The sequence below is a fragment of the Streptomyces spongiae genome (assembly GCF_009377185.1).
Lineage (GTDB): Bacteria > Actinomycetota > Actinomycetes > Streptomycetales > Streptomycetaceae > Streptomyces > Streptomyces spongiae.
The window spans coordinates 1-4674 of the sequence record NZ_VJZC01000704.1; the positions used below are offsets into that span (position 1 = coordinate 1).

At 72.5% G+C, this 4674-nt stretch carries 5 protein-coding genes; 1 reads left to right on the forward strand and 4 read right to left on the reverse strand.

The features are described 5' to 3' along the window. Both FNH08_RS44975 and FNH08_RS44980 read right to left on the reverse strand, forming a co-directional pair. On the reverse strand, positions 1-536 hold a 536-nt coding region (locus FNH08_RS44975), incomplete at its 3' end, for a carbohydrate ABC transporter permease (protein WP_322726471.1). After that, positions 533-1483, reverse strand: coding sequence for a carbohydrate ABC transporter permease (locus FNH08_RS44980; RefSeq protein ID WP_322726472.1), 951 nt, complete (start codon positions 1481-1483; stop codon positions 533-535). The genes FNH08_RS44975 and FNH08_RS44980, both read right to left, overlap by 4 nt. A 243-nt stretch (positions 1484-1726) precedes the next feature. On the opposite strand from FNH08_RS44980, the gene FNH08_RS44985 reads away from it, so the two are divergent. Next, on the forward strand, positions 1727-2578 hold the full coding sequence (locus FNH08_RS44985) for a phosphotransferase enzyme family protein (protein WP_152777302.1): 852 nt from the start codon (positions 1727-1729) through the stop codon (positions 2576-2578). Between the two features lie 21 nt (positions 2579-2599). Here the strand turns inward: FNH08_RS44985 and FNH08_RS44990 are convergent, their stop codons facing one another. After that, positions 2600-3325, reverse strand: coding sequence for a 3'-5' exonuclease (locus tag FNH08_RS44990; protein ID WP_152777304.1), 726 nt, complete (start codon positions 3323-3325; stop codon positions 2600-2602). Positions 3326-3437: 112 nt separating this feature from the next. Further along, on the reverse strand, positions 3438-4674 hold a 1237-nt coding region (locus FNH08_RS44995), incomplete at its 5' end, for an SAV2148 family HEPN domain-containing protein (protein WP_152777310.1).

Consider the following 4674-nt stretch of genomic DNA (forward strand, 5'->3'; position numbering starts at 1 on the left):
CGCCCGGCCCCGTCCACCGCCGCCGCCTCCTCCAGCTCGGGCGGCACGGCCCGTACGTACCCGACGAGCATCCACAGCGCGAACGGCAGCGCCCACACGACGTACACCATGACCAGTCCCGGGACGGAGTTGATCAGCCGGAGGTTCTTCAGCACCAGGAACAGCGGGATGACCACCAGCACGAACGGGAACGCCTGGCTGACCACCACCCAGCCGGTGGCCGCCCGCGCGAGCAAGCCGCGGTGCCGGGCGATGACGTAGGCCATCGGCGTCGCGATCAGCACCGCGACGACCGCCGCCCCGACCGCCGCGACGAGGGAGTTGAGCAGCGCGTCCAGCAGGGGCTGTTCGTCGAATGCCTGCCGGAAGTTGGCGAGGGTGGGGTCCTTCGGGATCCAGGTGGGGTGCAGGCTGCCCAGTTCGCGCGGCGGCTTGAAGGCGGTGGAGACGAGCCAGAGGAAGGGGAAGGCGAGGAACACGAGATAGGCGAGCAGGGCGAGGTACTGGCCCGCGCGAACGGACCTTGAGGTCCTCACGCCTGTTCACCTCCCCTCAGCCGGCCGACGAGATGGAGCGCGAGGATCACCGAGATCACCGCCACCATCACGCACCCCATCGCCGCCGCGTACCCGAACTGCCCATAGCGGAAGGCCTCTTCGTACGCGAACAGCATGGGCAGCCGGGTGCGGCCACCGGGCCCGCCGTTCGTGAGCACGTACACCAGGGCGAAGGAGTTGAAGTTCCAGATGAAGTTGAGCGCGGTGATGGCGAGCGCCACCGGTCTGAGCGCGGGCCAGGTGACCGTGCGGAAGCGGCGCCAGGCTCCGGCGCCGTCCATCGCCGCCGCCTCGTGGAGTTCGCGCGGGGTGTTCTGCAGTCCGGCGAGCAGGGCGACCGTGGTCTGGGGCATGCCCGCCCAGACGCCGACCACGATGACCGCGGGCAGGGCGGTGGCAAGGCCGCTGAGCCAGTCGCGGCCGTCGCCGAGGCCGAGGTCGCGGAGGGTCTCGTTGAGGATGCCCGCGTCGGGGTTGTAGACGAGCCGCCACATGACGCCGACGACCACCTCGGGCATGGCCCACGGGATGATCGCGAGGGCGCGAGCGAGCCATCTGAGGCGCAGGTCCTGGTTGAGCAGCAGGGCGAGTCCGAGCGCCAGCAGGAACTGCGGCACGGTCACCCCGACCGCCCAGAGCAGACCGATGCGGAACGACTCCCAGAACAGCGTGTCGTGCAGCAGGTCCTGGAAGTTGAGCGTCCCGATCCACCGCGTGGGCTCGGTGCGCCCCGACTGGGCGTCGGTGAACGCCAGCGCGATCCCGTACAGCAGCGGTCCCACACTCAGGACCAGGATGGGGAGCAGCGCGGGCAGGACGAGGAACCAGGCGCCGTGGTCGAGGACGCGGCGGCCCGGGCCCGGGCGCGGCCCGCCCTTCGTCGGGCGGGGTCGCGGTGGTCGCCTCGGCTCGGTCGCCAGGGTCACGCGATCAGCTCCTCTGGGCGGCTCGTGACGGGCCCGGCCTGGGGGCCTTCGCCCGGGCGGCCCCCGTCATGGTGCTGAGGGAGGGTCAGGTCGTCAAGGGACCGCGCAGACGGTCCGACCTGTGCGAATGCGACACTGGCCGGGGATGGCGCGAACACGACGGCCCGCGCGGCGGCTACGGGCCGTGCGGGCGCCGTGTACGGACGGACGCGACGAAGACGACCGACACGACGGAGGCGACGGATGGACGAGGCACGGGCGCGGGCGATACTCACCGAGGCGGGGCTGGGGCGGGGCGCGGAACTGCTCGCGCTGGGCGAGAACGCGGTGTTCGCCACCGGTGACCTGGTGGTCAAGGTGGGCCGCGGCCCCGAGCTCCTCGACCGCGCGCGCCGTGAGCTGGACGTCGCGCTCTGGCTCGCCGAGGCGGGAGTCCCGACCGTGCGCGCCGCCGAGCCCAAGCCGCTGTCGGTGGAGGGTCACCCGGTGACGCTGTGGCAGCGGCTGCCCGACGCCGTACGCCCCGCCGAGCCCCGTGATGTGGCTGAACTCCTGCGGTCGGTGCACGCGCTGCCCGAGGCGCCCTTCGCCCTTCCCCGCCGCGAACTGCTGGACGGCGTGGAGCGCTGGCTGCGCCTCGCGGGCGACGCGATCGACCCGGCGGACGCCGCCTATCTGCGGGAGCGCCGCGACGGCTTCGCCGCGGACGCCGCCGCGCTCGTCCCCCATCTGCCGTCCGGCCCGATCCACGGCGACGCCCTCCCCCGCAACGTCCACGTCGGCCCCGACGGTCCCGTCCTCGTCGACCTGGAGACCTTCTCCGCCGATCTGCGCGAGCACGACCTGGTCGTCATGTCCCTCTCCCACGACCGCTACGGGCTTCCCTCGCAGGCGTACGACGCGTTCACGGCGACCTACGGCTGGGACGTCCGCGAGTGGGAGGGCTGTGCTGTCCTCAGGGGCGCCCGCGAGACGGCCAGCTGCGCCTGGGTCGCCCAGCACGCGCCGACCAACCCCAAGGCCCTGGCCGAGTTCGAGCGCCGGGTGGCGTCGCTGCGGGACGGGGACGCGACCGTGCGGTGGTACCCGTTCTGAGCGTTCACACGACCTGAGGGATCACACGACCGGTTCGTCCGCGGGCTCCCGCAGCGGCCAGGACCCGTCCACCACCGCGTCCGCGTCGCCCTTGCGGCGCAGGAAGTCCTGGAAGTCCGCCGCCCATTCCGCGTACCACTCGATCTGGCGGCGGTGCAGCTCCGCCGGGCCGAGGGCCGCGACCTTGGGGTGGCGCTCGGCTATGGCACGGGCGAGCCGGGCCGCGGCGAGGGCGTCGGCCGTGGCGTCGTGCGCGGAGGTGAGCGCGACCCCGTACTCCGTGCAGACCGCTTCGAGGTTCCGCTTGCCGCGGCGGTAGCGGTCCACGGAGCGGTCGATCGTGTACGGGTCGATGACGGGCGCGGGGTCGATGCCGCCGAGGCGCTCGCGCAGCGACGGCAGGCCGTGGCGGCGGAGCTCGGCGGAGAGGAGGGTGAGGTCGAAGGCCGCGTTGTACGCGACGACCGGCACTCCCGTCTTCCAGTACGTGACGAGGACGTCCGCGAGCGCGTCGGCGACCTGGTCGGCCGGGCTGCCATCGGCCGCCGCGCGTTCGTTGCTGATGCCGTGCACCGCGACCGCGTCGGCGGGGATCTCCACGCCCGGGTCGGCGAGCCACTCCCTGCGGCCGAGCGCCTTGCCGTCCCCCAGCTCGACGACCGCCGCCGTGACGATGCGCGCCTCGCGCGGGTCCGTGCCGGTCGTCTCCAGGTCGAAGCCGATCAGCAGTTCCCGGTGCCAGCCCATGTGGCCCCCCTTCTTGGTGGTGCTTCCCCCAGTGGTCTCCACCCTCCCACGGGCCACTGACAATCCGACGACCGCATTCCGCTTAGCGGCCTTCCCGGCCCGTACGGGTACGTCACGACACCGGTCGCGAGTCCGCCCAGGCCACTTCGAACTCCTCGCGGTACGTCTCGAAGAGCCCGCCCTCGCCCGCCTCGTCGGGCTTGAGCAGTCGCTGACCGCCGCGCAGAACGATCACCGGGGCCTCCATCCCGCGGGTACGGCGCAGATACGTCTGGACGACCGCTATGCCGTCCGAGCCGTCGCCGTCCACGAGGTACGCCGTGAAGCGCGGCGTCTCGTCGAAGACCTGGATCTCGAAGGCGCCCGGGTCGCGCAGCTTGGACCGCACCCGGCGCATGTGCAGGATGTTCATCTCGACCGCGCGGCTCAACTCACCCCGCTTGATGCCGAGTTCCCGCTCGCGCCGCTTCACCGCGCTGGACGCCGGGTTCAGGAACAGCAGTCGCGCCCGGCACCCCGACTCGGCGAGCCGCACGAGGCGTCGCCCGGAGAAGTTCTGCACCAGCAGGTTCAGCCCTATCCCGATGGCGTCCAGCCGACGGGCCCCGCCGAACAGGTCCTCCGCCGGGAACTGCCGCAGCAGCCGCACGCGGTCGGAGTGCACGCCCACGACGTCCGCGTACCGGTCGCCGACCAGGGACTCCACGGCGTCGACGGGCAGCCGGCGCGCGGACGGCACGTCGCTGCCCGCGCCGAGGATCTCCAGCAGCCGGGCCGAGGCGCGTTCGGCCTGGGCCAGCACCGCCTCGGAGAGCGCGCGGTTGCGGGAGACGACGTTCCGGGTGACCTCCAGCTCGTCCAGGGCCAGTTCGACGTCGCGCCGCTCGTCGACGTACGGCTCGAAGCACGGCCAGTGCTGCACCATCAGCTCGCGCAGCTGCGGGAGGGTGAGGAAGCTCAGTACGTTGTCGTCGGCCGGGTCCAGCAGGTAGCCCTTGCGCCGGCTGACCTCGCGTACGGCCACCGCGCGCTGCACCCACTCCTGTCCGGCGGGGCCTGCGGCGGCGACCACCCAGTCGTCGCCGTGGACGGGTTCGTAGATGGGACGCAGAACAGCGGCCACGACCGCGCGTAGCCGCTGTTCGACGAGGTTCAGCCATATGTAGGCGCGGCCGGCCCGCTGGGCGCGCGTACGCACCTCGCGCCAGGCGTCGGCGTTCCAGTCCAGTTCCGGTCCGATGGAACCCATCTCCATCGGCCGTGCCAGGGACACCGCGCCGGGTGGGACATCTGTGGAGTTCCCCTCGTGACCCTCGTCACCAGGAGGCAACTCCAGCCCTCCCGAGCCC